Here is a 23,520-nt window from a genome sequence, read left to right as displayed (position 1 = left end):
GCGGATCCCGCGGATCCAATGGCTTGCGAAAGGCGAGGCGTACGATGAGCAAAGAAGTACTGCTGGTTGTTGAGTCGGTATCCAATGAAAAGGGCGTACCGGCAAACGTGATTTTTGAAGCGCTGGAGCTGGCTCTGGCCACTGCGACCAAAAAGCGTTTCGAAGATGAAGTTGATCTGCGTGTGGAAATCAACCGCCACACCGGTGCCTATGAGACTTTCCGTCGCTGGACGGTCGTCGAAGAAGCCGATCTTGATGATCCGGCGATTGAAACCTGGCCGAGCAAGGTTGCGCAAACGCACCCTGGCGCCAACGTCGGTGATGTCGTCGAAGAGAAGATCGAATCGATCGAGTTCGGCCGTATCGCTGCACAGACCGCCAAGCAGGTCATCGTGCAGAAGGTTCGCGAAGCCGAGCGTGCTCAAGTCGTCGACGCCTATCGCGAGCGCCTGGGTGAAATCATCTCCGGCACCGTGAAAAAAGTCACCCGCGACAACGTGATCGTCGACCTGGGCAACAACGCTGAAGCGTTGCTGGCCCGTGAAGACATCATTTCTCGCGAAACCTTCCGTGTCGGCGTGCGCTTGCGTGCGCTGCTCAAGGAAATCCGCACCGAGAACCGCGGCCCTCAGTTGATCCTGTCGCGTACCGCGCCGGAAATGCTGATCGAGCTGTTCCGTATCGAAGTGCCGGAAATTGCCGAAGGCCTGATCGAAGTCATGGCTGCGTCCCGCGACCCGGGTTCGCGCGCCAAGATCGCGGTCCGCTCCAAGGACAAACGCATTGACCCGCAGGGCGCTTGCATTGGTATGCGCGGTTCGCGCGTCCAGGCAGTGTCGGGTGAGTTGGGCGGTGAGCGTGTGGACATCGTCCTGTGGGACGATAACCCGGCGCAGTTCGTGATCAACGCCATGTCGCCAGCTGAAGTGGCGGCAATTATCGTTGACGAAGATGCCCATGCAATGGACATCGCCGTTGGCGCAGACAATCTGGCTCAGGCCATTGGTCGTGGTGGTCAGAACGTGCGTCTGGCCAGCCAACTGACCGGTTGGACCCTGAACGTGATGACCGAATCGGACATCCAGGCTAAGCAGCAAGCTGAAACCGGCGACATCCTGCGCAACTTTATCGAAGAGTTGGAAGTCGATGAAGACCTGGCTCAGGTGCTGGTAGATGAAGGCTTCACCAGCCTGGAAGAGATTGCCTACGTACCGTTGGAAGAAATGCTCAACATCGACGGCTTTGACGAAGACACCGTCAACGAGCTTCGCGCTCGGGCCAAGGATCGTTTGTTGACTAAAGCCATCGCTACTGAGGAAAAGCTGGCAGACGCCCATCCGGCCGAAGACCTGCTCTCGCTTGAGGGTATGGACAAGGATTTGGCGATGGAACTGGCGGTGCGCGGCGTAATTACCCGCGAAGACCTGGCCGAGCAGTCTATTGACGATCTGCTCGACATCGACGGCATTGACGAAGATCGTGCCGGCAAGTTGATCATGGCCGCCCGAGCCCATTGGTTCGAGTAATTAGGCGCGGCCTGAGGAGAGAAGTGCATGACGCAAGTCACGGTGAAACAACTGGCCGATGAGGTCAAAACACCGGTAGAGCGCCTGTTGCAGCAGATGCGTGAGGCAGGTCTGCCGCACACCGCCGCCGATGAAGGTGTGAGCGATAGTGAGAAGCAGTCTTTGCTGACTCACTTGAAGAGCAGCCACAAGGCGAAAGTGGAAGAACCGCGCAAGATTACATTGCAGCGCAAAACCACCAGCACCCTGCGTGTAGCGGGTAGCAAGAGCATCAGCGTTGAAGTACGCAAGAAGAAAGTCTTCGTACAGCGCAGCCCGGAAGAAATCGAAGCCGAGCGCAAACGCGAACTTGAAGAGCGTCGCGCAGTAGAAAATGCTGCTCGTCAGAAGGCTGAAGAAGAAGCCAAGCGTCGCGCCGAAGAAGAAGCGCGTCGCCAGCCTACTGCTGCGCAACCTGCTAACACTGACGCGGTTGCCGCTCCTGTTGAAGCTGTGCGTGAGGCCGCTCCGGTGGCTGCCGCACCTGCTCCTGCAGCAGATGCCCGCAAGCGCGACGAACCTCGTCGTCCGGACAAACCGCGTGCCGACGATAACAATCGTCGCGGTGGCGGCGGCGATGGCGAGCGTAAAAACGCTCCACATCGTGCCTCGGTCAAAGAGAAAGCGCCTGCTCCACGCGTTGCCCCACGTACTACTGACGAAGAGAGCGATAGCTTCCGTCGCGGTGGTCGCGGCAAGGCCAAGCTGAAAAAACGCAACGCCCACGGTTTCCAGAGCCCAACCGGCCCTGTCGTGCGTGATGTGCAGATCGGCGAGACCATCACCGTTGGCGATCTCGCCAATCAGATGTCGGTCAAGGCTGCTGAAATCATCAAGTTCATGTTCAAACTGGGTACTCCAGCGACCATCAACCAGGTGCTTGATCAGGAAACTGCTCAGCTGGTAGCCGAAGAGCTGGGCCACAAAGTGACCCTGGTCAGCGACACCGCCTTGGAAGATTCCCTGGCCGAGTCCCTGAAGTTTGAAGGTGAGACGTTCTCCCGTGCGCCAGTTGTGACCGTAATGGGCCACGTTGACCACGGTAAGACATCCCTGCTCGACTACATCCGTCGTGCCAAGGTAGCTGCTGGCGAAGCCGGTGGTATCACCCAGCACATCGGTGCGTACCACGTTGAAACCGAGCGCGGCATGGTCACCTTCCTCGACACCCCAGGTCACGCCGCGTTTACCGCAATGCGTGCCCGTGGTGCCAAGGCGACTGACATCGTGATCCTGGTCGTTGCAGCGGACGATGGCGTGATGCCGCAGACCATTGAAGCTGTTCAGCATGCCAAGGCCGCTGGCGTTCCACTGGTTGTTGCAGTGAACAAGATCGACAAGCCGGGCGCCGATCTCGATCGCATCCGTAGCGAACTGTCGGTTCACGGCGTGACATCCGAAGAGTGGGGCGGTGATACGCCGTTCGTTTCGGTCTCGGCCAAGGTCGGTACTGGCGTGGACGAACTGCTCGAAGCAGTCCTGCTGCAGGCTGAAGTACTCGAACTGAAAGCAACTCCATCGGCTCCAGGTCGTGGTGTTGTGGTTGAATCGCGTCTCGACAAAGGTCGCGGCCCGGTTGCAACCGTCTTGGTTCAAGACGGTACCCTGCGCCAAGGCGACATGGTGCTGGTCGGTTCGAACTATGGCCGCGTGCGTGCCATGCTCGACGAGAACGGCAAGCCAATCAAGGAAGCCGGTCCTTCCATCCCTGTCGAGATCCTCGGCCTGGACGGTACCCCGGACGCTGGCGACGAGATGAGCGTGGTTGCCGACGAGAAGAAAGCCCGTGAAGTGGCTCTGTTCCGTCAAGGCAAGTTCCGCGAAGTCAAACTGGCTCGTGCTCACGCCGGCAAGCTGGAAAACATCTTCGAGAACATGGGCCAGGCAGAGAAGAAGACACTTAACATCGTCCTCAAATCTGACGTACGCGGTTCCCTCGAAGCGTTGAACGGCGCCTTGAACGGCCTGGGTAACGACGAAGTGCAAGTGCGCGTTGTCGGTGGCGGTGTCGGTGGTATCACCGAGTCCGACGCCAACCTGGCACTGGCTTCCAACGCTGTACTGTTCGGCTTCAACGTGCGTGCCGATGCTGGCGCTCGCAAGATCGTCGAGCAGGAAGGCCTGGACATGCGTTACTACAACGTCATCTACGACATCATCGAAGACGTCAAGAAAGCCCTTACCGGCATGCTTGGCAGCGACGTTCGGGAGAATATCCTGGGTGTTGCCGAGGTGCGTGACGTGTTCCGCTCGCCGAAATTCGGCGCGATCGCCGGTTGCATGGTTATTGAAGGTGTTGTGCACCGTAACCGTCCAATCCGTGTACTGCGTGAAGACATCGTTATCTTCGAAGGCGAGCTGGAATCCCTGCGCCGCTTCAAGGATGACGCTTCCGAAGTACGTGCCGGCATGGAATGCGGTATTGGCGTCAAGAGCTACAACGACGTCAAGCCTGGCGACAAGATCGAAGTCTACGAGAAGGTCCAGGTTGCTCGCAGCCTCTAACTCGCGCACTTCCGGAGCCACGCCGCGTGTGGGCATGCAAATGCCCCGCGCAGCGTACGGACTCTAAACGCAACGCCCGGTCTGGCTTTTGTCAGGCCGGGCGTTTGCCGCTTTCAGACCCCACGGGTTTCACCGTGTGGCAGCAACAGGTAACAAGACATGGCAAAAGAATACAGCCGTACCCAACGTATCGGCGATCAGATGCAGCGTGAGCTGGCTCAACTGATCCGTCGCGAAGTCAAAGACCCGCGCGTTGGCCTGGTCACCATCACCGCCGTTGAAGTGAGCCGTGACGTGGGTCACGCCAAAATCTTCATTACCGTGATGGGCCAGGACAACAGCGAAGAAATCGCGCAAAGCATCAAGGTGCTCAACTCGGCCGCAGGTTTCCTGCGCATGCAGTTGGCCCGTGAAATGAAATTGCGCAGCGTTCCGCAGTTGCACTTCCACTACGACGAAAGCGTCGTACGTGGCGCACATTTGTCGGCACTGATCGAGCGCGCCGTGGCTGAAGACAGCCAGCATCCGTCCACACCTGAAGACGCTAAGGAGTAAGCGGTGGCTCAGGTCAAACGTATCCGCCGTAACGTCAGTGGCATCATTCTGCTCGACAAGCCCATTGGCTTTACCTCCAATGCCGCGTTGCAGAAGGTTCGCTGGCTGCTCAACGCCGAAAAGGCCGGGCACACTGGTAGCCTCGACCCGCTGGCCACCGGCGTGTTGCCGTTGTGCTTTGGCGAGGCGACCAAGTTCTCGCAATACCTGCTCGATTCCGACAAGGGTTATGAAACCCTGATGCAACTGGGCAAGACCACCACCACGGCCGACGCCGAAGGTGATGTTCTGCAGGTTCGCGATGTGACCGTTGGTCGTGCCGATATTGAAGCCGCCTTATCCGCTTTCCGTGGGCAAATCAGCCAGATACCGCCGATGTACTCGGCTCTCAAGCGTGACGGGCAACCTCTTTACAAGCTGGCACGTGCGGGTGAAGTGGTGGAGCGTGAACCGCGTTCTGTTACTATTGCCCGGCTGGAATTGCTCGCCTGTGAAGGTGACACCGCCCGATTGGCAGTGGACTGCAGCAAAGGCACCTATATCCGTACCCTGGTGGAAGATATTGGTGAGCAACTGGGCTGTGGCGCATACGTTGCCGAACTGCGACGTACACAGGCCGGCCCTTTCACCCTGGCCCAGACGGTCACGCTGGAAGAGCTCGAAGCGGTACACGCCGAAGGCGGCAACGAAGCGGTAGATCGCTTCCTGATGCCCTCGGACAGCGGTTTGCTGGATTGGCCATTGCTGCACTTCTCGGAACACAGCGCGTTCTACTGGCTCAACGGCCAGCCGGTACGCGCCCCGGATGCTCCGAAGTTCGGCATGGTGCGAGTACAGGATCATAACGGTCGCTTTATCGGTATCGGTGAAGTGAGCGAAGACGGGCGCATCGCGCCGCGTCGACTGATTCGGTCAGAATGACCGAACGAGTGTGGCTGTTAACAGGCATGGTCAACACTCATTTTTAGATACAGGGATTTGTCCCTGGCCTGTTGAAACTACCCCTGGGTGGTTTCCTGAAAAAAGGATTGCCTCATGGCTCTCGACGTTCAAGAAAAAGCACAAATCGTAGCTGACTATCAGCAAGCTGTTGGTGACACTGGTTCGCCAGAAGTGCAAGTTGCACTGCTGACCCACAACATCAACAAACTGCAAGGTCACTTCAAGGCCAACGGTAAAGATCACCACTCCCGTCGTGGTCTGATCCGCATGGTAAACCAGCGCCGTAAGCTGCTGGACTACCTGAAAGGCAAGGATCTGGGTCGTTATCAGGCTCTGATCGGTCGCCTGGGTCTGCGTCGCTAATCAGCGATTGCGCTAGAGGTTGGTTGTTTGCCGTGTGTCAGTGGGATTCCCGCTGGCCCATGGCAGGCTCCCAGCCTCAAGTTTTATCTGGATACACGTTTTACCCTGGACAAGGGTTGGGCCGATTCCCGACGTTGCCCAAGAATTTCGCAAGAAAACAAGTTCCCCAAGAGCCACAAAGAAGGTAGGACACCGTGAACCCGGTTATCAAAAAATTCCAGTTCGGTCAGTCGACCGTTACCCTCGAGACAGGCCGTATCGCCCGTCAAGCCTCCGGCGCAGTGCTGGTTACCGTTGACGACGACGTTACCGTACTGGTGACCGTTGTTGGCGCCAAGACCGCTGACCCGAGCAAAGGCTTTTTCCCTCTGTCCGTTCACTACCAGGAAAAGACTTACGCTGCCGGTAAGATCCCTGGCGGTTTCTTCAAGCGCGAAGGCCGTCCTTCCGAGAAAGAAACCCTGACTTCCCGACTGATCGACCGTCCGATCCGTCCGCTGTTCCCAGAAGGCTTCATGAACGAAGTGCAGGTTGTCTGCACCGTCGTTTCCACCAGCAAGAAAACCGATCCGGACATCGCTGCGATGATCGGTACTTCGGCTGCACTGGCCATCTCCGGCATTCCTTTCGATGGCCCGATCGGCGCTGCCCGCGTTGCGTTCCACGAAAGCACCGGCTACCTGCTGAACCCGACTTACGAGCAGCAGAAGGCTTCGAGCCTGGACATGGTCGTTGCCGGTACTTCGGAAGCGGTATTGATGGTTGAATCGGAAGCCAAAGAGCTGACCGAAGACCAGATGCTGGGCGCCGTACTGTTTGCTCACGACGAGTTCCAGGTTGTGATCAACGCCGTTAAAGAACTGGCTGCCGAAGCTGCCAAGCCAACTTGGGCCTGGGCTCCACAGCCTGAAGCCACCGAATTGCTGGGCGCTATCCGCGCAGAATTCGGCGCTGCCATCTCCGATGCCTACACCATCACCGTCAAGGCCGACCGTTATGCTCGCCTGGGCGAGTTGAAGGACCAGGTCGTGGCCAAGCTGTCCGGTGAAGAAGGCCAGCCTTCCGCCAGCGAAGTCAAAGCAGCCTTCGGCGAAATCGAATACCGCACCGTTCGCGAAAACATCGTGAACGGCAAGCCGCGTATCGACGGTCGCGACACCCGCACCGTACGCCCGCTGAACATTGAAGTCGGCGTTTTGCCGAAGACTCACGGTTCGGCGCTGTTCACCCGTGGTGAAACCCAGGCCCTGGTAGTCGCGACGCTGGGCACCGCCCGTGACGCACAGCTGCTGGACACCCTGGAAGGCGAGAAAAAAGACCCGTTCATGCTGCACTACAACTTCCCTCCGTTCTCGGTGGGCGAGTGTGGTCGCATGGGTGGCGCTGGTCGTCGCGAAATCGGTCACGGCCGTCTGGCCCGTCGTTCGGTCCAGGCCATGCTGCCGGCTGCTGACGTGTTCCCGTACACCATTCGTGTTGTATCGGAAATCACCGAGTCCAACGGTTCCAGCTCCATGGCTTCCGTTTGCGGTGCTTCGCTGGCTTTGATGGACGCCGGTGTGCCGATGAAGGCGCCGGTTGCCGGTATCGCCATGGGCCTGGTTAAGGAAGGCGAGAAGTTCGCCATCCTGACCGACATCCTGGGCGACGAAGACCACCTGGGCGACATGGACTTCAAGGTAGCCGGTACCGCCAAAGGCGTGACCGCGCTGCAGATGGACATCAAGATCAAGGGCATCACCGAAGAAATCATGGAAATCGCCCTGGGCCAAGCCCTGGAAGCGCGCCTGAACATCCTCGGCCAGATGAACCAGATCATTGGTCAGTCGCGTACCGAACTGTCGGAAAATGCTCCGACCATGATCGCGATGAAAATCGACACCGACAAAATCCGTGATGTCATCGGTAAAGGCGGCGCGACGATCCGTGCAATCTGTGAAGAAACCAAGGCCTCGATCGATATCGAAGACGACGGTTCGATCAAGATCTTCGGCGAAACCAAGGAAGCGGCTGAAGCTGCACGTCAGCGCGTCCTGGGCATCACCGCTGAAGCCGAAATCGGCAAGATCTACGTCGGTAAGGTTGAGCGCATCGTCGACTTCGGTGCCTTCGTCAACATCCTGCCGGGCAAAGACGGTCTGGTGCACATCTCCATGCTGAGCGACGCTCGCGTTGAGAAAGTGACCGACATTCTGAAAGAAGGCCAGGAAGTGGAAGTGTTGGTACTGGACGTGGACAACCGCGGCCGTATCAAGCTGTCCATCAAGGACGTAGCAGCAGCCAAGGCTTCGGGCGTTTAATCACCCGCAAGCTTTACGCTGAAAGAAAGGACTCTGCGGAGTCCTTTTTTTATGCGTGCGAGAAAGTGAAGCAGAATCAGCTGTTTAGCCCATCACAAAAGCCGCAACTTGCATGCAGTCACGATGACCTTCATGCAAGTTGCACGATTTCGAAAATGGCGCTGTTTTTTAACTTATTGTTTTATAAGGGTTTTTATCTGAATGGCGACTTGGCACACTGCCTGCAATATCCCTGGTAGCGCTGCAGCACCAAGATTTACGTACTGCAGTCTTTTAATAAAACAGGAGTTACTCGTATGAAGAAGTTCGCTCTCGCTACTGCTACCGCTCTGACTCTGGCCATGGGTGCTAACGTAGCCTTTGCTCAGACTTCCCAAGCCCCGATGACCTTGGCGGCAGGTGAAGTGACCAAAGCCAAAGAGTCTACCTCGGACACTTGGATCACCACCAAAGTCAAAGCTGACCTGCTGACTGAAAAAGGCATCCCAGGTTCGGACATCAAGGTTGAAACCAACAAAGGCGTGGTTTCCCTGTCTTCCGACGTAGCTATCTCGGACTCGCAGAAAGCGACAGCTGTAGCGATCACCAAGAAAATCAAAGGCGTGACTGCTGTTTCTGCAGACGGCCTGCTGGCTGGCGGCGCTACCAGGGCTGACGGTATCGACAAAACCAAAGGCGCAGCCCATAACGCTGGAGAGGCGACTAGCGACACTTGGATCACCACCAAAGTGAAGGCTGATCTGGTTACCGAGAAAGGTATTCCTGGCACCGACATCAAGGTTGAAACCAACAAAGGCGTTGTGTCCCTGTCGTCCCCTACCGCTGTAACCGCTTCGCAGAAAGAAACGGCTGTTGCGATCGCCAAGAAAATCAAAGGCGTTAAAGCTGTATCGGCCGATGGCCTGAAAGCAGAGTAACGCTGCAGGTTTCGTCTGAACTGAATGGCGGCGGCGTGGGGTGAGTTAGTTATCCATCCCATGCACCTCTGGAGTTCATGCGACCGACCATACGGATGTGGTCATTACAGGCCCCGGCACTTGTGTCGGGGCCTGTTCTATTTGGCGCGCATAATGTGCCGGCCAGACGAGGATTAAAAAATGTGGGAGGGGGCTTGCTCCCGATAGCGGTAGGTCAGTCAATGATATGTCGACTGTTACACCGCAATCGGGAGCAAGCCCCCTCCCACATCTTGCTTTAGGTGAGCTTAGGGTTACTCGGCATCCAAGTGCATCGGCGTAACGACCCGACCATCCTTCTCGGCCTGCCCCAACTGCGCATCAATGAAGTACACGCGGTCGTCTTCCAGCTGCGCCTTATCCACCAGATAGTCCTTGATGGTACTGGCGCGGTCCTGGCCCAGCTGGCGCAGCAGCACGTCACTGCCACTCCAGAACTTGATCACGCCGTCCTTGAGCCGGGCTGTGCGCTCGTCAGTGCCAAGGTCTTTCCATTCGGCCGGGGGTTGCTGTTTCAGACGGGTACGGTAGATGCCCTCCAGCAAAGGCGCCTTTTCCTTCTCCGGCACCACAAGCAATGACGCCTGGGCCGGGACTTTATCGCCGCGACGCTGCAGGATTTTGTAGTAGTTGTACTGGTACTCACGCTCCAGCCGTTGTGCGGCCAGCAACGGGCCGTCACTGCTGGCCGCTGCGGTCCCTTCGATTTCCAGGCGCAGGGCAGGGCGTTCCTTGAGTGCCTTGGCCAGCGTGTTGAGGGCGCCTTCGGCGTCTTTATTCAATTCACTGGAGCCAGCGGCGAACGACACATTACCCAGGTCTTCCGAGCCCCCGCCGGTAACCAGCCCGCCAATGAACTTGAAGGGTGCCGTCGCTGCGCGCACCACGAGGTTACGCAGGGTTTGCCACACAATCGGCATCACGCTGAATTGTGGGTTGTTCAAGTCACCGGTGACCGGCAATTCGATGGAGATCTTGCCGTCGCTGTCCTTGAGCAGGGCAATTGCCAGGCGAATCGGCAAGTCCACGGCATCGGCGCTGTCGACCTTCTCACCCAGTTGCAGTTGCTCGACCACCACCTTGTTCTCGGCCTTCAACTGGCCCTTGGTGATCATGTAATGCAAGTCCAGGTTGAGGCGACCCTTGCGGATGCGAAAGCCCGCGAATTTGCCCGAGTACGGCGTCAGGGTGGTCAACTCGACGCGTTTGAAGCTGGTCGCGATATCCAGCGCCGCCATGGGGTCAAACGGGTTCACGCTGCCCTTGATGGTCACTGGCGCGTAACGGTCTACCTTGCCCTTGATGTCGACGCTGGCCGGCTTGGCCTGGCGACTGTCAATGGTGCCGATCTGGCCGTTGAGTTGTTGAATCGCGGTGGCGAAGTTGGGCGTGAGGCTGAAGTCGGCGAAATTGGCCGAGCCGTCGTTGATCGCAATCTGGCCGATGCGGATGCCCAGCGGCTTGTCTTTGCTTGATGCCGACTTGGCCGCCGGCTTGGTACCACTGTCGGCCGGCTGTGGAATCAGCAGGTCGTCAATGTTGGTGGTGCGGTCATCGTTGATCATGAAGCGCGCATAGGGCTGCAGCAGGTTGACCTTGTCGATCGTCAGGCTGTCGCCATGCTGGTAATTGACGCCTTCCAGCACCAGCCGCTGCCATTTGAGGAAGTCGCGGGACTTGAGGGTGTCGAGGGTGTGCAGCTGATCTATCTGCGCCCGGCCGGTGACCTGGAGGGCCAGCGGCTCAGTGCTTTTCAGGTTCACGTCCAGGTTGCTGCCGAGCATGCCGCTGCGCAGCTCCAGGCGGATGAACGGGCTGATGTAGGCTTGGGCGACGCGCAGGTCGATGTCCTGGGTGTTCACCTTCAGCTTGGCGCTGATCGGGTTCAGGTTGACCTCGCCGGTTGCCTGGATTTTGCCTTGCTTGCCCAGGCCAGTGTCGACCTTCAAGCTAAAAGGGCTCTGGTTGAGGCTGTCGAAGTTCTGCACGTCGACGTTCAACGGGCCCAGCTCCAGTGCTACCGCAGGGTTGGCCTGACGGTCAGCCAAGTGCACCTGGTAATTGCGCAGTTGCACATCCTTGAGCAGCACTTGCCAGGGTTTGTTCGGCGCCGCCGGTGGCGCTTCGGGCGAATCGGCCGTGGCTGGCGCGGAGGCGGGCTCAGGGGCCTTGGCCGGTTTGCCGGGTTGGCTGGCGAACAGCTTTTGCCAATCCAGTTGGCCGTCGGCTTCGCGGGCAGCCCAGGTTTCTAGCTTGTTGCTGCGGATCTTGCCGATCACCACCTTCTGTTTGGCCAGGTCCACCGTGGTCTCGCTGACGTCCAGGCGTTCCAGGCGTGCCAAGGGCCGGCCATCCGGCGCCTTGATCGCAAAGGGCGCGATGCTGGCGGCGGTGTTGGTCAGGTTCAGTTCGGTCTCTTTGGCCAGGCTGAATTTATAGTCGGTGCTGAAATTGAGCACACCGTCCTCGAGCACCAGCGGCAACGCATCGCGCACGTACGGCCACCAGGCTTTCATCTTGCCGTCGGTGACTTTCAGCGAGCCTTCGGAGGTGATCGGTACCAGGCTGAAGTTGCCTTTCCAGTCGATCTGCCCACCCTCGGGGCCGGCGGCCACCAGGGTCATGTCGGCGTTATCTTCCGGCAAGGTGCTGAGGTTTTTCAGCTCGAAGTCGAGTGTGTCGTAGAGAAATTCGATGGGTTCGCTGGGGCGCAGATCCTGGAAGTGCACATAACCGCGCGCCAGCTTGATGCTGTCGATACGCAGCGGGAAAGGCTTGGCATCGGGGTCGGCGGGGGTTGGTTCGCTCGGCGGCAACTTGAACAACTGCGCCAGGTTCAGTTGGCCGGACTTGTCGAAGAGCAGTTCGGTCTTGGGCTGATCGAGTTGTACATCGGCCAGGTGCAGGGCGCGTGTCCAGAGGCTGTCGATCTGCAGGTTGGCGTAGAGGCGCTCGAAACCCAACTGTTTCTTGCCCGGTTCACCAATCTTCAGGCCCCATAGCGTCAGCTCCAGGCTGAACGGGTTGAGCTCGATACGCTCGATACGCGCCGGTACCGTCGCGTAATCGGCCAACTGTTGGTTGGCAATGCGAAGGGCAATGCCGGGCAGAATCAGAAAGCCCAGCAAGCTGTACAACGCAAGGGCGGTCAACAAGGCGCCTAGGGCGCGGATCAATCCTTTGGGCATGGGTGACGCCATCTATGTCGAACGAGAGTGCCTTGGAGTATGGCACGGGATTTCGGTTCCGAAGAACCGCGGGGCTTGGGAAACTTCCTAAAATTGCAGGATCAGGGTCTTCAGCGGAGGTTGCTGATCTTTCGACGGAAAGTCGGCTCCCGGCGCTATAGCCTGCCAATCGCGTACAGGGCGGCCGGCTTTTTCCGCGCAACGCAGCACCTGTTCGCGCCAGTCCTCCATGCTCACTTTCGCCAGGTTATTGCAGCAAATGAGCACACCATTATCGGCGGTGGCTAACAATGCCGGCTTGAGCAGGCTTTGGTAGTCGCGCAACAGGTCGACGGTGCCGAACGCGCTTTTGGCCCAGGCGGGGGGATCGAGTAGCACCAAATCATATTGACGCTGTTCCAGGCGCGGATAGCTCGGCAGTTTCTGGCCACGACGCTGGGTGATCGCAAGGCCGGCCAGCTGGCGAATGGCCGGGAAATAATCGGACTGCACGAATTCCATCGTCGGCACGTGCGGATTAAGCAGGCCGTTCTCGCGCCCTACGGCCAGGTTGCCCTCGGCAAAGTCCAGGTTGCAGACCTCGCGTGCGCCACCGGCAGCCGCGCTCAAGCCGACGCCACAGGTGTAGGCGAACAGGTTGAGCACGCTTTTACCGGCGCTGTGGTCCTTGACCCAGCCGCGAGTGTTGCGCAGGTCGAGAAACAGCAGCGGGTCCTGCCCGGCATGCCGTCCACGCACACGGTAGTTAAGGCCCCATTCGTGACCGACCAGGTCTTCCAGTGCGGCAGGTTGGGCGCGGTATACCGCGTCTTCACGGTCGATGCGCGAATTGCCACGGGAGCGGTCGTTGTATACCAGCAGCAACTCCAGGCCCATGTAGTGGTTGATCAGTTGGTGCAGGTCCAACAGCTCAGCGCTTTGCAGGGATTGGTGAAAGCTCTGCACCAACAATTGCGGACCGTAGCGGTCGATTGTCAGGCCGCCGGCGCCTTCCTGGCTGCCGTGGAACAAACGGTAGCAATCGGTACCTTGGGCATGCAGTTCACTGATCAGGTCTTGGCGATGATCGAGAGCGGCGCGCAGCGCCTGGTTCAAGGGAGTCATGGAGCGCGCCTTGCTTGCGGGTAAATGAGTACAAAGGGGGCGCGCAGTTTAACAGCCCCGGCCTGAACAGGCCGGGGGTTATTTCGAGGCTATCGGTTCAGGTGTTGCTATCCGTTCAAGCGTTGCTATCGGTTCAGGCGTGCGTCGATCAGGCCATCCACCACGCTCGGGTCGGCCAGCGTCGAGGTATCGCCCAGGCTGTCCAGCTCGTTGCAGGCAATCTTGCGCAAAATCCTGCGCATGATCTTGCCGGAGCGGGTTTTTGGCAGGGCGGGCGCCCATTGGATCAATTCCGGCTTGGCGAAGCTGCCGATTTCCTTGCTGACCAACTCCAGCAGGTGCTTTTTCAGCGCATCGCTGGGTTCGACACCGTTCATTGGCGTGACGAAGGCATAAATGCCCTGGCCTTTGACGTCGTGGGGGTAGCCGACCACCGCGGCCTCGGCGACCAGGTCATGCAGCACCAGGGCGCTTTCGACTTCGGCGGTCCCGATGCGATGGCCTGATACGTTGATAACATCGTCGATTCGCCCGGTGATCCAGTAATCGCCCTGCTCATCGCGCCGCGCGCCGTCACCGGTGAAGTAGTAGCCGGGGTAGGGTTTGAAGTAGGTGTCGAGCATGCGTTGCGGATCGCCATAGACGCTGCGAATCTGCCCCGGCCAGCTGGCTTTGATCGCGAGCACGCCGCTGCCGGCACCGCTGATTTCCTTGCCTTGCTCATCCAGCAACACCGGCTGTACGCCGAACATCGGCTGGGTGGCACACCCTGGCTTGATAAGCTGGGCGCTGGCCAGCGGGCTGAGCATGATGCCGCCGGTTTCGGTTTGCCACCAGGTATCGACAATCGGGCAGCGCTGTTCGCCGACGGCGTTGAAATACCAGTCCCAGGCTTCCGGGTTGATCGGCTCACCGACGCTGCCCAGCAGGCGCAAGCTGGCGCGGGAAGTGCTTTGCAGCGGGCCGTGGCCTTCACGCATCAGGGCGCGCAATGCGGTCGGCGCGGTGTAGAAAATATTCACCTGGTGTTTGTCGATGACCTGCCAGAAGCGCGAGCTGTCCGGGTAGCTTGGCACACCTTCGAACATCAACGACGTAGCGCCATTGGCCAGGGGACCATAGACGATGTAGCTGTGGCCGGTAACCCAGCCCACGTCGGCGGTGCACCAGAACACTTCGCCCTCGCGGTAGTCCAGTACGTACTTGAAGGTCATCGCCACTTGCAGCAGATAGCCGCCGGTGCTGTGCAAGACGCCCTTGGGTTTGCCTGTGCTGCCGGAGGTATAGAGGATAAACAGCGGGGCCTCGGCGTCCATTGGCTCGGGCGGGCAATCGTCGCTCGCGGCCTCCACGGCCTGTTGGTACTTGAGGTCGCGGCCTTCGTTCCAGTTCACATTTGCGCCGGTGCGCTGGACCACCAGGACGGTGCTGACGTTCGGGCAACTGGCCAGCGCTTTATCCACGTTGTGTTTCAGCGCGACCGGCTTGCCGCCGCGTACGCCTTCATCGGCGGTAATGACCGTGCGACAGTCGGCATCCAGTATGCGGTCGCGCAGGGCGTCCGGTGAAAACCCGCCAAACACCACCGAGTGCACCGCGCCAATGCGTGTGCAGGCCAGCATGGCGTAGGCCGCTTCCGGGATCATTGGCATATAAATGCACACCCGATCGCCTTTGCTTACGCCACGGCTCTTCAGCACGTTGGCCAGGCGGCTGACGTGTTGATGAAGTTGGCGGTAAGTGATGGTGGAGGATTGTGTCGGATCATCGCCTTCCCAAATGAAGGCCGGCTGATCGGCACGCTGGGGCAAGTGACGGTCGATGCAGTTGTAGCTGACGTTCAGTTGGCCGCCGGCAAACCATTGCGCAGCACCGGTGTTGATGTCGGCGCTATGGACGGTGTGCCATGGCGCCATCCAATCGATAAAGCCCTTGGCCTGGTCGGCCCAGAAAGTGTCCGGCTGTTCGATGGATTGGCGATAGAGGCGCTGATAGTCCCCTTGGCTGAGTTGCGCAGCCCGACGGACGGCATCGGCGACAGGGAATTGGCTGATATCGAACATGAGCGCTCCTTATTCTTGTTTTGCGACAAGTCATAAAGATGCACCCTGAGGAGAGAGGGTTCAAGGCCAACGTCCAAACGGACATTGGCCTTGAAGTCGCCGGATCAGCCGCGGTGACGGCCGCGGAAGTAGTTGATCAGGCCCTGGGTCGAAGCATCTTCGGCCGAGGTTTCTTCGGCGCCGGTCAGACGGTTGTAGACACCTTTGCCCAGCTCTTTACCCAGCTCGACACCCCATTGGTCGAAGGCGTTGATGCCCCAGATCACGCTCTGGACGAACACTTTGTGCTCGTACATGGCAACCAGCGCGCCGAGGCGACGTGGGCTGATGCGTTCGACCACGATGGTGTTGCTCGGGCGGTTGCCCGGGATCACCTTGTGCGGCGCGAGTTTCTGCACGTCGGCCTCAGGGATGCCTTTGTCGCGCAGCTCGGCTTCGGCTTCGGTGCGGGTCTTGCCGAGCATCAGTGCCTGGCTCTGGGAAAGGCAGTTGGCGTACAGCCACTGATGGTGGTCGGAGACCGGGTTGAAACTCACGATCGGTACGATGAAGTCGGCCGGGATCAGTTGGGTGCCTTGGTGCAGCAACTGGTGATAAGCATGTTGCCCGTTGCAGCCCACGCCGCCCCAGATGACCGGGCCGGTATCGGTGGCGACCGGCGTGCCATCCTGGCGCACGCTCTTGCCGTTGGATTCCATGTCCAACTGCTGCAAATGCTTGGTGATGTTACGCAGGTAGTGGTCGTACGGCAGGATCGCATGGCTCTGCGAACCCCAGAAATTGCCGTACCACACGCCCAGCAAACCCAGCAGTACCGGCATGTTGTCTTCGAACGGCGCGTTCTGGAAATGCTGGTCCATGGTGTAGGCACCGGACAGCAGTTCCTTGAAGTTGGACATGCCGATCGCCAGGGCAATGGGCAGGCCGATCGCGGACCACAGCGAGTAACGACCGCCGACCCAGTCCCACATCGGGAAGATGTTTTCTTCGCGGATACCGAACGCCACGGCCGCTGCGTTGTTGCTCGACACGGCGATGAAGTGGCGGTACAGCTCGGCTTCCGAGCCGCCCTGCGCCAAGTACCAGGCGCGGGCGGCCTGGGCATTCTTCAGGGTTTCGAGGGTGTTGAAGGACTTGGACGAGACGATAAACAGCGTGGTCTCGGCGCGCAGCTTCATGGTCAGCTCGTGAAACTCGCTGCCGTCGATGTTCGCCAGATAATGACAGCGCACGCCTTTATGGGCGTAGGACAGCAGCGCTTCGGAGACCAGCTCCGGGCCGAGGAACGAACCACCGATGCCGATATTCACCACGTCGGTGATCGGCTTCTCGGTGTAGCCACGCCACAGGCCGTCGTGGATGCGGCCAACCAGGTCAGTGATCTGGTTCAGCACTTTGTGCACGTCCGGCATGATGTTCACGCCGTTGACCGACAACTTGTCGCCTACCGGGCGGCGCAGGGCGGTATGCAACGCTGGGCGGCCTTCGGAGGAGTTGACCGGCTCGCCGGCATACAGCGAGTCGATCGCGTCTTTAAGGCCGACTTCGTTGGCCAGGCCCACCAGCAGGTCGCGGGTTTCGCGGGTGATCAGGTTTTTCGAGTAATCGAGGAAAAGCCCGCAGCTGCTCAGGGTGAATTCTGAAAAACGCTGGGGGTCGGCATTGAAGGCCTCGCGCATGCTGAAATCCTGCATGGCTTGGCGATGTTGATTGAGCGCTTGCCAGGCGGGCAGCGCGGTAACGTCATGAGGGGTGCGGTAGTACGCCATCGCTGCGGGTTTCCTTTTTATTACAGGGACTGCCTTTTAGGACACTTCAAAATCCGGAACATCCAGTCTTTTAACTGGCCACGGGTTCCGGACAGCGCTAACCATACGCGCAGGGCGATTACATTAAACCTAGCGTGTCGATATGTCTTGGCTTTGTCTGCGCTGTAGCCGGTACTTTTTTATACCGGCGCAGCGTTTAGGGCAATTGCGGGGTGTTGGCAGGGTCAGTCGAGGGTCAGATGCAGGTTGTCGATCAGGCGAGTCGCGCCCAGATAGGCTGCCACCAGAATCACAATGTCCCGATCCTCAGGCGCGGCTGGCCTCAGGTGTACGCCTTGGCGCACTTCCAGGTAGTCCATGCGCAAACCAGCGGCTTCGATCTGCTGGATGTGCTCGGCGCGCAGCCTGGCGAAATCACGCTCACCGCTTTTGATGGCGGCGGCAATCTGGCTGAGACTGCGGTACAGCACCGGTGCAATCGCGCGCTGCTCTTCGGTGAGGTAGCCATTGCGCGATGACAGCGCCAGGCCATCGGCTGCGCGGACGGTCGGCTCGCCGATGATCTGGATCGGCATGTTCAGGTCATGCACCATGGCGCGGATCACCGCCAGTTGCTGATAGTCCTTCTGGCCAAATACGGCCATGTCCGGCTGGACCATGTTGAACAGCTTGCTGACCACCGTGGCGACGCCTTCGAAATGGCCTGGACGACTGGCGCCGCACAGGCCTTCGGACAGCAGCGGAACGCTGACGCGGGTCTGGCCGGTCATGCCGCCGGGGTACATTTCCTCCACCGTTGGCGCGAACAGCAGGTTGCAACCGGCTTGCAGCAGCCTTTCTTGATCGGCGGCGAGGGTGCGCGGGTATTTGTCCAGGTCTTCGCCGGCGCCGAATTGCAGCGGGTTGACGAAAATGCTCGTCACCACGAAATCCGATTGCTGCGCAGCCTTGCTCACCAGGGTCGCGTGGCCACTGTGCAGGTTGCCCATGGTCGGCACGAAGCCGATGCGCTTGCCGGCGTTGCGCGCGTGGGTCACGGCGGCGCGCAGTTCGCGCAGGGTTTTAACGGTGTTCATGCAGAGAATCCGTGTTCGGCGCCAGGGAAGGTCACGGCTTTGACTTCGCTGACATAAGCGCTCAGTGCGGCGTGAATGCTGGGCTGGCCGGCCATGAAGTTTTTTACGAACTTGGGCACGTGGCCGCTGATCGACAGGCCGAGCATGTCGTGCAGCACCAGCACCTGGCCATCAGTGGCGGAGCCGGCACCGATGCCGATCACCGGTACTTTGACAGCCTGGGTGATTTCGGCGGCCAGTTCACTGGGTACGCACTCCAGCAGAATCATCGCGACGCCGGCTTGTTCCAGGGCGATGGCATCGGCGCGCATCTGGCGTGCCTGGGCTTCATTGCGGCCCTGGACCTTGTAGCCGCCGAGGAGATTGACCGACTGCGGCGTCAGGCCCATGTGCGCGCAGACCGGTACGCCGCGCTCAGCCAGCAGCCGGATCGACTCGGCGAGCCATACGGCACCTTCGACCTTGATCATGTGCGCACCCGCCTGCATCAGTTTGCCGGCGTTCTGGAAGGTCTGTTCGAGCGTGGCATACCCCATGAATGGCAGGTCGGCGATGATGAACGCACCGTCATTGCCACGCTTGACGCTGGCGGTGTGGTACGCGAGTTCATCGGTGGTGACGGGGAGCGTGCTGTCATTCCCTTGCAGAACCATGCCCAGGGAGTCGCCTACCAGCAACACCTCGACCCCGGCCTGGCAACAGGCGTGGGCGAAGGTCGCGTCGTAGCAGGTCAGCATGGTGATTTTTTCACCCCTGAGCTTGAGGCTCTGCAAGGTGGTCAGGGTAATGTCTGGCATGAAAAGGGTCCTCGTTCAGGCGCTTGGAAACAGCGAGTAACGCGCGTGAGTCTTCGTTTATACAGGCGCACCGTCTTGATAGCAGTGCTTATATGGCCTGGATTGCGCCCTTCAGCGCCGGGTTGGCGGCGGCGGGACGCCTATAGTCGTGAGGAGGACACGGGAAGTCAATTGGATGTGTTACCGCCTTGTTACGATGGCGGTGTTACCGCTGTTACGGACGCAATTGTAGGAGCGAGCTTGCTCGCGAAGAATCCAAGGGCACCGCGTTCAATCAGGCTGAGCGCGTGATCGTTGACGATTTTCGCGAGCAAGCTCGCTCCTACAGAGGCAAGCGCTCCAAGCCGACGAATGGGCAAGCTGTCAGCAGTTCACCCAGCGTTTGGCCCTCGGGCAACTGAAAGTCGGCAGGCACCAGCTCAGCCAATGGATAAAGCACGAACGCCCGCAGGTGCATCTGGTAATGCGGCACCTTGAGGCGCGGCTCATCAATCAGGCGATCACCGAATAACAGGATATCCAGGTCCAGCGTGCGTGGGCCCCAACGCTCAGTGCGCTCGCGGCCCTGGTCGTTTTCGATGGTGTGCAGCGCGTCGAGCAGATCCAGCGGCGTGAGGTTGCTGTCCACGGCCGCCACCGCGTTGGTGTAGCGCGGTTGGCCTGGCAGCAGGGAGTCGCTTTGATAGAAGGCGGATACATCGACGAGGGCCGTGTCGGGCAATTGCGTCAGGGCTTCGATAGCGTCGCGCAGTTGCTGCTGCGGGGCAGCCAGGTTGCTGCCCATGCCGATGTAGATACGTTCCACGTTTATTCGCCCGTTGCGCCCGAGGCATCGGCGGCGCTGCGTTTGCGCTTGCTGGAGCTGCGGCGGCGCTTTTTCGGCCCTTCGCCGACGCTGTCGCCTTTGCTGCCAAGCTCACGAATCATCTCGCGCCGCTGGCTGTCATTGGCATCCTGATAGTCGGTCCACCATTCGCCCAGGCCGTCGGTCTGCTCGCCGGCGCTTTCGCGCAGCAACAGGAAGTCGTAGCCGGCGCGGAAGCGCGGGTTGTCCAGCAACAGGTCGGCGCGTTTGCCACTGCGGCGCGGCAGGCGCTCCTGCATGTCCCAGATTTCGCGGATCGGCAGGGTGAAGCGTTTCGGAATGGCGATGCGCTGGCACTGCTCGGTGATCAATTCGTGGGCAGCTTCCTGCATGGCAGGAATCGGCGGCATGCCACGGTCCTGCAAGCGCAGTACGCGTTTGGGCAGGGCCGGCCATAACAGGGCGGCAAACAGGAACGCCGGGGTCACCGGCTTGTTCTGCTTGATGCGCAGGTCAGTGTTGATCAACGCTTCGCTGATCAGTGTGTGGGTGTACGTCGGGTTGTGTTCCAACGCCTCGGCGCTGGCCGGGAACAGTGGATCGAACAACTGCAGGTCGACGAGCATTTCAAAGGTGTCGGCGGCATAGCCCGAAAGGAACAGCTTGAGCACTTCTTCAAACAGGCGTGCCGACGGGATTTCCCGCAGCATCGGTGCCAGTTCGCGAATCGGTGCGGCCGTGTGTTTCTCGATACCGAAGTTGAGCTTGGCGGCGAACCGCACGGCGCGCAGCATGCGCACCGGGTCTTCCTGGTAGCGCTGCGTCGGGTCGCCGATCAGTCGGATCAGGTTGTTGCGGATATCGTGTACGCCATTGGCGTAATCGAGGATCCGCTCGCTCACCGGATCGTAATACAGGGCATTGATGGTGAAGTCGCGGCGTTGCGCGTCTTCTTCCAGGGTGCCGTAGACGTTGTCGCGCAGGATGCGCCCGCTCTCGTTGCGGGAAGACTGATTGGTGTCTTCCTCTTCATCGTTTTGCGGGTGGCCGGCGCGGAACGTCGCGACCTCGATGATTTCGCGACCGAAGTGGATATGCACCAGCTTGAAGCGGCGCCCGATGATCCGCGCATTGCGAAATTCGGCACGCACCTGTTCAGGCGTGGCGCTGGTGGCGACGTCGAAATCTTTCGGCGTGATATTGAGCAGCATGTCACGTACGCAGCCGCCCACCAGGTAGGCTTGGTAACCGGCGTTCTGCAAACGTTCGACGATGTTCACCGCATAACGGCTGAATTGAGCGCGCTGCAATGAATGCTGATTGCTGTTAAGCACTTCAGGCGTGCTGCGAATGTGTTGCGTACGACGCAAGGGAGAACGGAATGACTGGAACAACTTCTTCAGCATGGGATGCACTGTTTGAAGGAATGTTCGGCCATAACGAAGAATGACCGCATGATGGGCCGGGATTCTAGCATTTAGTCAGGGGATGGTGTAGGAACAAGCTGCAGGCGTTGCGCCATAAGCGTTTAAAAGGCAAATCCAGGGGCTAACTGTCGGAAACTACAAGGGGAGCCGAAGCTCCCCCAGAAGTAGTTGCGTACTCTATTTTTATTATGGTGTCGGGCTTCTTGTTTTTGTTGATCGCCCTCGCCATGAAGCTTCACCTTCATGGCACTCCCAATCGGGAGCCAAGAGCAAACGGATTGCTTTGGTCGCTGTGTTGCTGATCTACGATCCAACCAGTTCAGGCTCTGCCTTAGGGCAGTTTTTGTTGTTCTCGGCCTGGTTGCGGGGCAAGCCCCAATGCAACGCCTCTCCAAAAGAATCAGTTAGCTGCGCCTCCGCCGTGTTGTTTTTGTTATGCGTGAGTCGATTCGTCTTATTTTTATTGTCTGGTACAAAGCTTGTTATTGTTTTTGTACTAAGCATATAGCAGGGTGCGTGCCAACTTTGGCGCCGCCCAGCAAAAGCAGGGGGTTGAGGCGGTTTCAGGGTTTTGACGGGCGAAAAAAAGCCGGGGCTTCGTTACCGTAAGCCCCGGCTTTTGTTACGCGACATATCTGCGGTAACAGTTTTTTCACATTAGCAGGTGTTACCTCAGCTCTCGCTGGGAACACCGGTCTTGCGCCGTGGAATGCCCAGGCGTTGGCGACGTTCCCACAGGCACTTGCGGCTTACGCCCAGCTTGCGGGCCAGTTCGGTTTCGGTCATGTGGTCCTGGTGCTCGAGGACGAAATGCTGGAAGTAGTCTTCCAGGGACAAATCTTCCGTCGGCTCATGGCTGGTCGCGCTACCTGCGCCCTGTTGTGGCGCCAGGCCGATGAAGTCGTCGTCATCCAGATCGCTGAGCTCGATATCGATGCCCAGCAGCTCGGCGGATATTTCCGGGCTTTCCGACAGGATGACCGCGCGCTCGACGGCGTTCTCCAGTTCGCGCACGTTGCCCGGCCATGCGTAATGTCGGATCGCCTGCTCTGCGTCCGGCGCAAACTTCAGATCGGTACGGTTGATGCGCGCGCTCTGGCGCAGCAGGAACGCGCTGGCGATCTCGTTGACATCGGCGCCACGCTCGCGCAGTGGCGGCAGCTTCAGCGCAATCACATGCAGGCGGTAATACAGGTCTTCACGGAACTGGCCGATCTTGGCCAGGCTCTTGAGGTCACGGTGCGTCGCTGCGATCAGGCGTACATCGACCTTCTGCGATTGCACCGAACCGACCCGGCGAATTTCGCCTTCCTGCAGCACTCGCAACAAGCGCGCCTGGGCCTCCAGGGGCAACTCGCCGATTTCGTCGAGGAACAGCGTGCCGCCGTCGGCGGCTTCGACCAGGCCCGCACGCCCGGCGCTGGCACCGGTGAACGCGCCTTTTTCGTGGCCAAACAATTCCGACTCGATCAGGGATTCGGGGATCGCCGCGCAGTTCACCGAGATCATCGGGGCCTTGGCGCGCCTGGACAGGTTATGCAGCGCGCGGGCCACCAGTTCCTTGCCGGTGCCCGACTCACCCTGGATCAATACATTGGAGTCGGTCGGCGCCACTTTGCGGATCTTGCTGTACAGGTCCTGCATCGGCGGGCAGGAGCCAATGATGCCGATCTCGCCGTTACTGTTATCGACGCCCGGTTTGTCGGCTGCTTTTCCTGCCGGACGCGGTTCGGCTGGCGCACTGCTGGCCGACTGGCGGTCACGCAGGATGCGCGCCACAGCCTGCAGCATCTCATCATGGTCGAAAGGCTTGGCGATGTAGTCCACCGCGCCCATCTTCATCGAGTCCACCGCCGAGCGCAGGCTGGCGTAGCTGGTCATGATCAGCACCGGAGTGCCCTGGCCCAGCTTGATCAATTCGGTACCCGGAGCGCCCGGCAAGCGCAGGTCGCTGACGATCAGGTCGAACGTGGGAATGCTGAACCGCTCCTGGGCTTCCTGCACCGAGCCGGCTTCGCTGACCTGGTACTGATTACGTTCAAGCAGGCGACGCAAGGCAGAGCGGATAATGGTTTCGTCTTCGACGATCAAAATGTGCGGCATTG

Annotated in this window: 16 protein-coding genes; 7 read left to right on the top strand and 9 right to left on the bottom strand. The window is 59.4% G+C overall.

The window, feature by feature from the left end; genetic code table 11:
- Positions 1–44: 44 nt before the first annotated feature.
- From nusA to C4J93_RS22640, 7 genes are all read left to right on the top strand, one after another.
- On the top strand, positions 45–1,526 hold the full coding sequence (nusA, locus tag C4J93_RS22670; protein WP_057725019.1) for a transcription termination factor NusA: 1,482 nt from the start codon (positions 45–47) through the stop codon (positions 1,524–1,526).
- Between the two features lie 27 nt (positions 1,527–1,553).
- Positions 1,554–4,070, top strand: a complete 2,517-nt coding sequence (gene infB, locus C4J93_RS22665) for a translation initiation factor IF-2 (protein WP_124364436.1) — start codon at positions 1,554–1,556, stop codon at positions 4,068–4,070.
- 159 nt (positions 4,071–4,229) lie between these two features.
- Entirely contained in the window at positions 4,230–4,625 is a 396-nt protein-coding gene (gene rbfA / locus C4J93_RS22660) for a 30S ribosome-binding factor RbfA (RefSeq protein WP_003176137.1), read from the top strand.
- A 3-nt stretch (positions 4,626–4,628) separates the two neighbouring features.
- Entirely contained in the window at positions 4,629–5,546 is a 918-nt protein-coding gene (truB, locus tag C4J93_RS22655) for a tRNA pseudouridine(55) synthase TruB (protein WP_124430521.1), read from the top strand.
- 114 nt (positions 5,547–5,660) lie between these two features.
- Positions 5,661–5,930, top strand: coding sequence for a 30S ribosomal protein S15 (gene rpsO, locus C4J93_RS22650; RefSeq protein WP_003176135.1), 270 nt, complete (start codon positions 5,661–5,663; stop codon positions 5,928–5,930).
- 194 nt (positions 5,931–6,124) lie between these two features.
- The gene (gene pnp, locus C4J93_RS22645; protein WP_124408189.1) at positions 6,125–8,230 is read left to right on the top strand and encodes a polyribonucleotide nucleotidyltransferase; all 2,106 of its coding nucleotides are present in this window, start codon (positions 6,125–6,127) and stop codon (positions 8,228–8,230) included.
- 296 nt (positions 8,231–8,526) lie between these two features.
- On the top strand, positions 8,527–9,147 hold the full coding sequence (locus C4J93_RS22640) for a BON domain-containing protein (RefSeq protein WP_124430520.1): 621 nt from the start codon (positions 8,527–8,529) through the stop codon (positions 9,145–9,147).
- A 293-nt stretch (positions 9,148–9,440) separates the two neighbouring features.
- Here the strand turns inward: C4J93_RS22640 and C4J93_RS22635 are convergent, their stop codons facing one another.
- The 9 genes from C4J93_RS22635 to C4J93_RS22595 form a co-directional block, all read right to left on the bottom strand.
- On the bottom strand, positions 9,441–12,374 hold the full coding sequence (locus tag C4J93_RS22635; RefSeq protein WP_124430519.1) for a DUF748 domain-containing protein: 2,934 nt from the start codon (positions 12,372–12,374) through the stop codon (positions 9,441–9,443).
- A gap of 87 nt (positions 12,375–12,461) precedes the next feature.
- Entirely contained in the window at positions 12,462–13,478 is a 1,017-nt protein-coding gene (locus C4J93_RS22630; protein ID WP_124430518.1) for a class I SAM-dependent rRNA methyltransferase, read from the bottom strand.
- A 125-nt stretch (positions 13,479–13,603) separates the two neighbouring features.
- The gene (gene acs, locus C4J93_RS22625; protein WP_124430517.1) at positions 13,604–15,541 is read right to left on the bottom strand and encodes an acetate--CoA ligase; all 1,938 of its coding nucleotides are present in this window, start codon (positions 15,539–15,541) and stop codon (positions 13,604–13,606) included.
- Positions 15,542–15,645: 104 nt separating this feature from the next.
- A complete protein-coding gene (gene pgi / locus C4J93_RS22620; protein ID WP_124430516.1) occupies positions 15,646–17,310 on the bottom strand; it encodes a glucose-6-phosphate isomerase in 1,665 nt (554 codons plus the stop codon).
- A 224-nt stretch (positions 17,311–17,534) separates the two neighbouring features.
- A complete protein-coding gene (panC, locus tag C4J93_RS22615) occupies positions 17,535–18,386 on the bottom strand; it encodes a pantoate--beta-alanine ligase (RefSeq protein WP_124430515.1) in 852 nt (283 codons plus the stop codon).
- Positions 18,383–19,183, bottom strand: a complete 801-nt coding sequence (panB, locus tag C4J93_RS22610) for a 3-methyl-2-oxobutanoate hydroxymethyltransferase (protein WP_124371886.1) — start codon at positions 19,181–19,183, stop codon at positions 18,383–18,385. The genes panC and panB overlap by 4 nt, the downstream gene beginning before the upstream one ends.
- Before the next feature lie 322 nt (positions 19,184–19,505).
- A complete protein-coding gene (gene folK, locus C4J93_RS22605) occupies positions 19,506–19,988 on the bottom strand; it encodes a 2-amino-4-hydroxy-6-hydroxymethyldihydropteridine diphosphokinase (protein WP_124371885.1) in 483 nt (160 codons plus the stop codon).
- Positions 19,989–19,990: 2 nt separating this feature from the next.
- A complete protein-coding gene (locus C4J93_RS22600; protein WP_124368369.1) occupies positions 19,991–21,394 on the bottom strand; it encodes a polynucleotide adenylyltransferase PcnB in 1,404 nt (467 codons plus the stop codon).
- 693 nt (positions 21,395–22,087) lie between these two features.
- On the bottom strand, positions 22,088–23,518 hold the full coding sequence (locus C4J93_RS22595; protein WP_124364425.1) for a sigma-54 dependent transcriptional regulator: 1,431 nt from the start codon (positions 23,516–23,518) through the stop codon (positions 22,088–22,090).
- Positions 23,519–23,520: the final 2 nt, after the last annotated feature.

Source organism: Pseudomonas sp. R2-37-08W, from assembly GCF_003851705.1.
Classification (GTDB): Bacteria; Pseudomonadota; Gammaproteobacteria; order Pseudomonadales; family Pseudomonadaceae; genus Aquipseudomonas.
The sequence above is the reverse complement of the archived record's forward strand: the minus strand, read 5'-3'. Positions and strand labels throughout refer to the sequence as shown.

Bases quoted from the DNA above. Each gene is read 5' to 3' on its own strand.
- nusA (WP_057725019.1), top strand. From the start codon at position 45: ATGAGCAAAGAAGTACTGCTGGTTGTTGAGTCGGTATCCAATGAAAAG.
- infB (WP_124364436.1), top strand. From the start codon at position 1,554: ATGACGCAAGTCACGGTGAAACAACTGGCCGATGAGGTCAAAACACCG.
- rbfA (WP_003176137.1), top strand. From the start codon at position 4,230: ATGGCAAAAGAATACAGCCGTACCCAACGTATCGGCGATCAGATGCAG.
- rpsO (WP_003176135.1), top strand. From the start codon at position 5,661: ATGGCTCTCGACGTTCAAGAAAAAGCACAAATCGTAGCTGACTATCAG.
- C4J93_RS22640 (WP_124430520.1), top strand. From the start codon at position 8,527: ATGAAGAAGTTCGCTCTCGCTACTGCTACCGCTCTGACTCTGGCCATG.
- C4J93_RS22635 (WP_124430519.1), bottom strand. From the start codon at position 12,374: ATGCCCAAAGGATTGATCCGCGCCCTAGGCGCCTTGTTGACCGCCCTT.
- C4J93_RS22630 (WP_124430518.1), bottom strand. From the start codon at position 13,478: ATGACTCCCTTGAACCAGGCGCTGCGCGCCGCTCTCGATCATCGCCAA.
- acs (WP_124430517.1), bottom strand. From the start codon at position 15,541: ATGTTCGATATCAGCCAATTCCCTGTCGCCGATGCCGTCCGTCGGGCT.
- pgi (WP_124430516.1), bottom strand. From the start codon at position 17,310: ATGGCGTACTACCGCACCCCTCATGACGTTACCGCGCTGCCCGCCTGG.
- panC (WP_124430515.1), bottom strand. From the start codon at position 18,386: ATGAACACCGTTAAAACCCTGCGCGAACTGCGCGCCGCCGTGACCCAC.
- panB (WP_124371886.1), bottom strand. From the start codon at position 19,183: ATGCCAGACATTACCCTGACCACCTTGCAGAGCCTCAAGCTCAGGGGT.
- C4J93_RS22600 (WP_124368369.1), bottom strand. From the start codon at position 21,394: ATGCTGAAGAAGTTGTTCCAGTCATTCCGTTCTCCCTTGCGTCGTACG.
- C4J93_RS22595 (WP_124364425.1), bottom strand. From the start codon at position 23,518: ATGCCGCACATTTTGATCGTCGAAGACGAAACCATTATCCGCTCTGCC.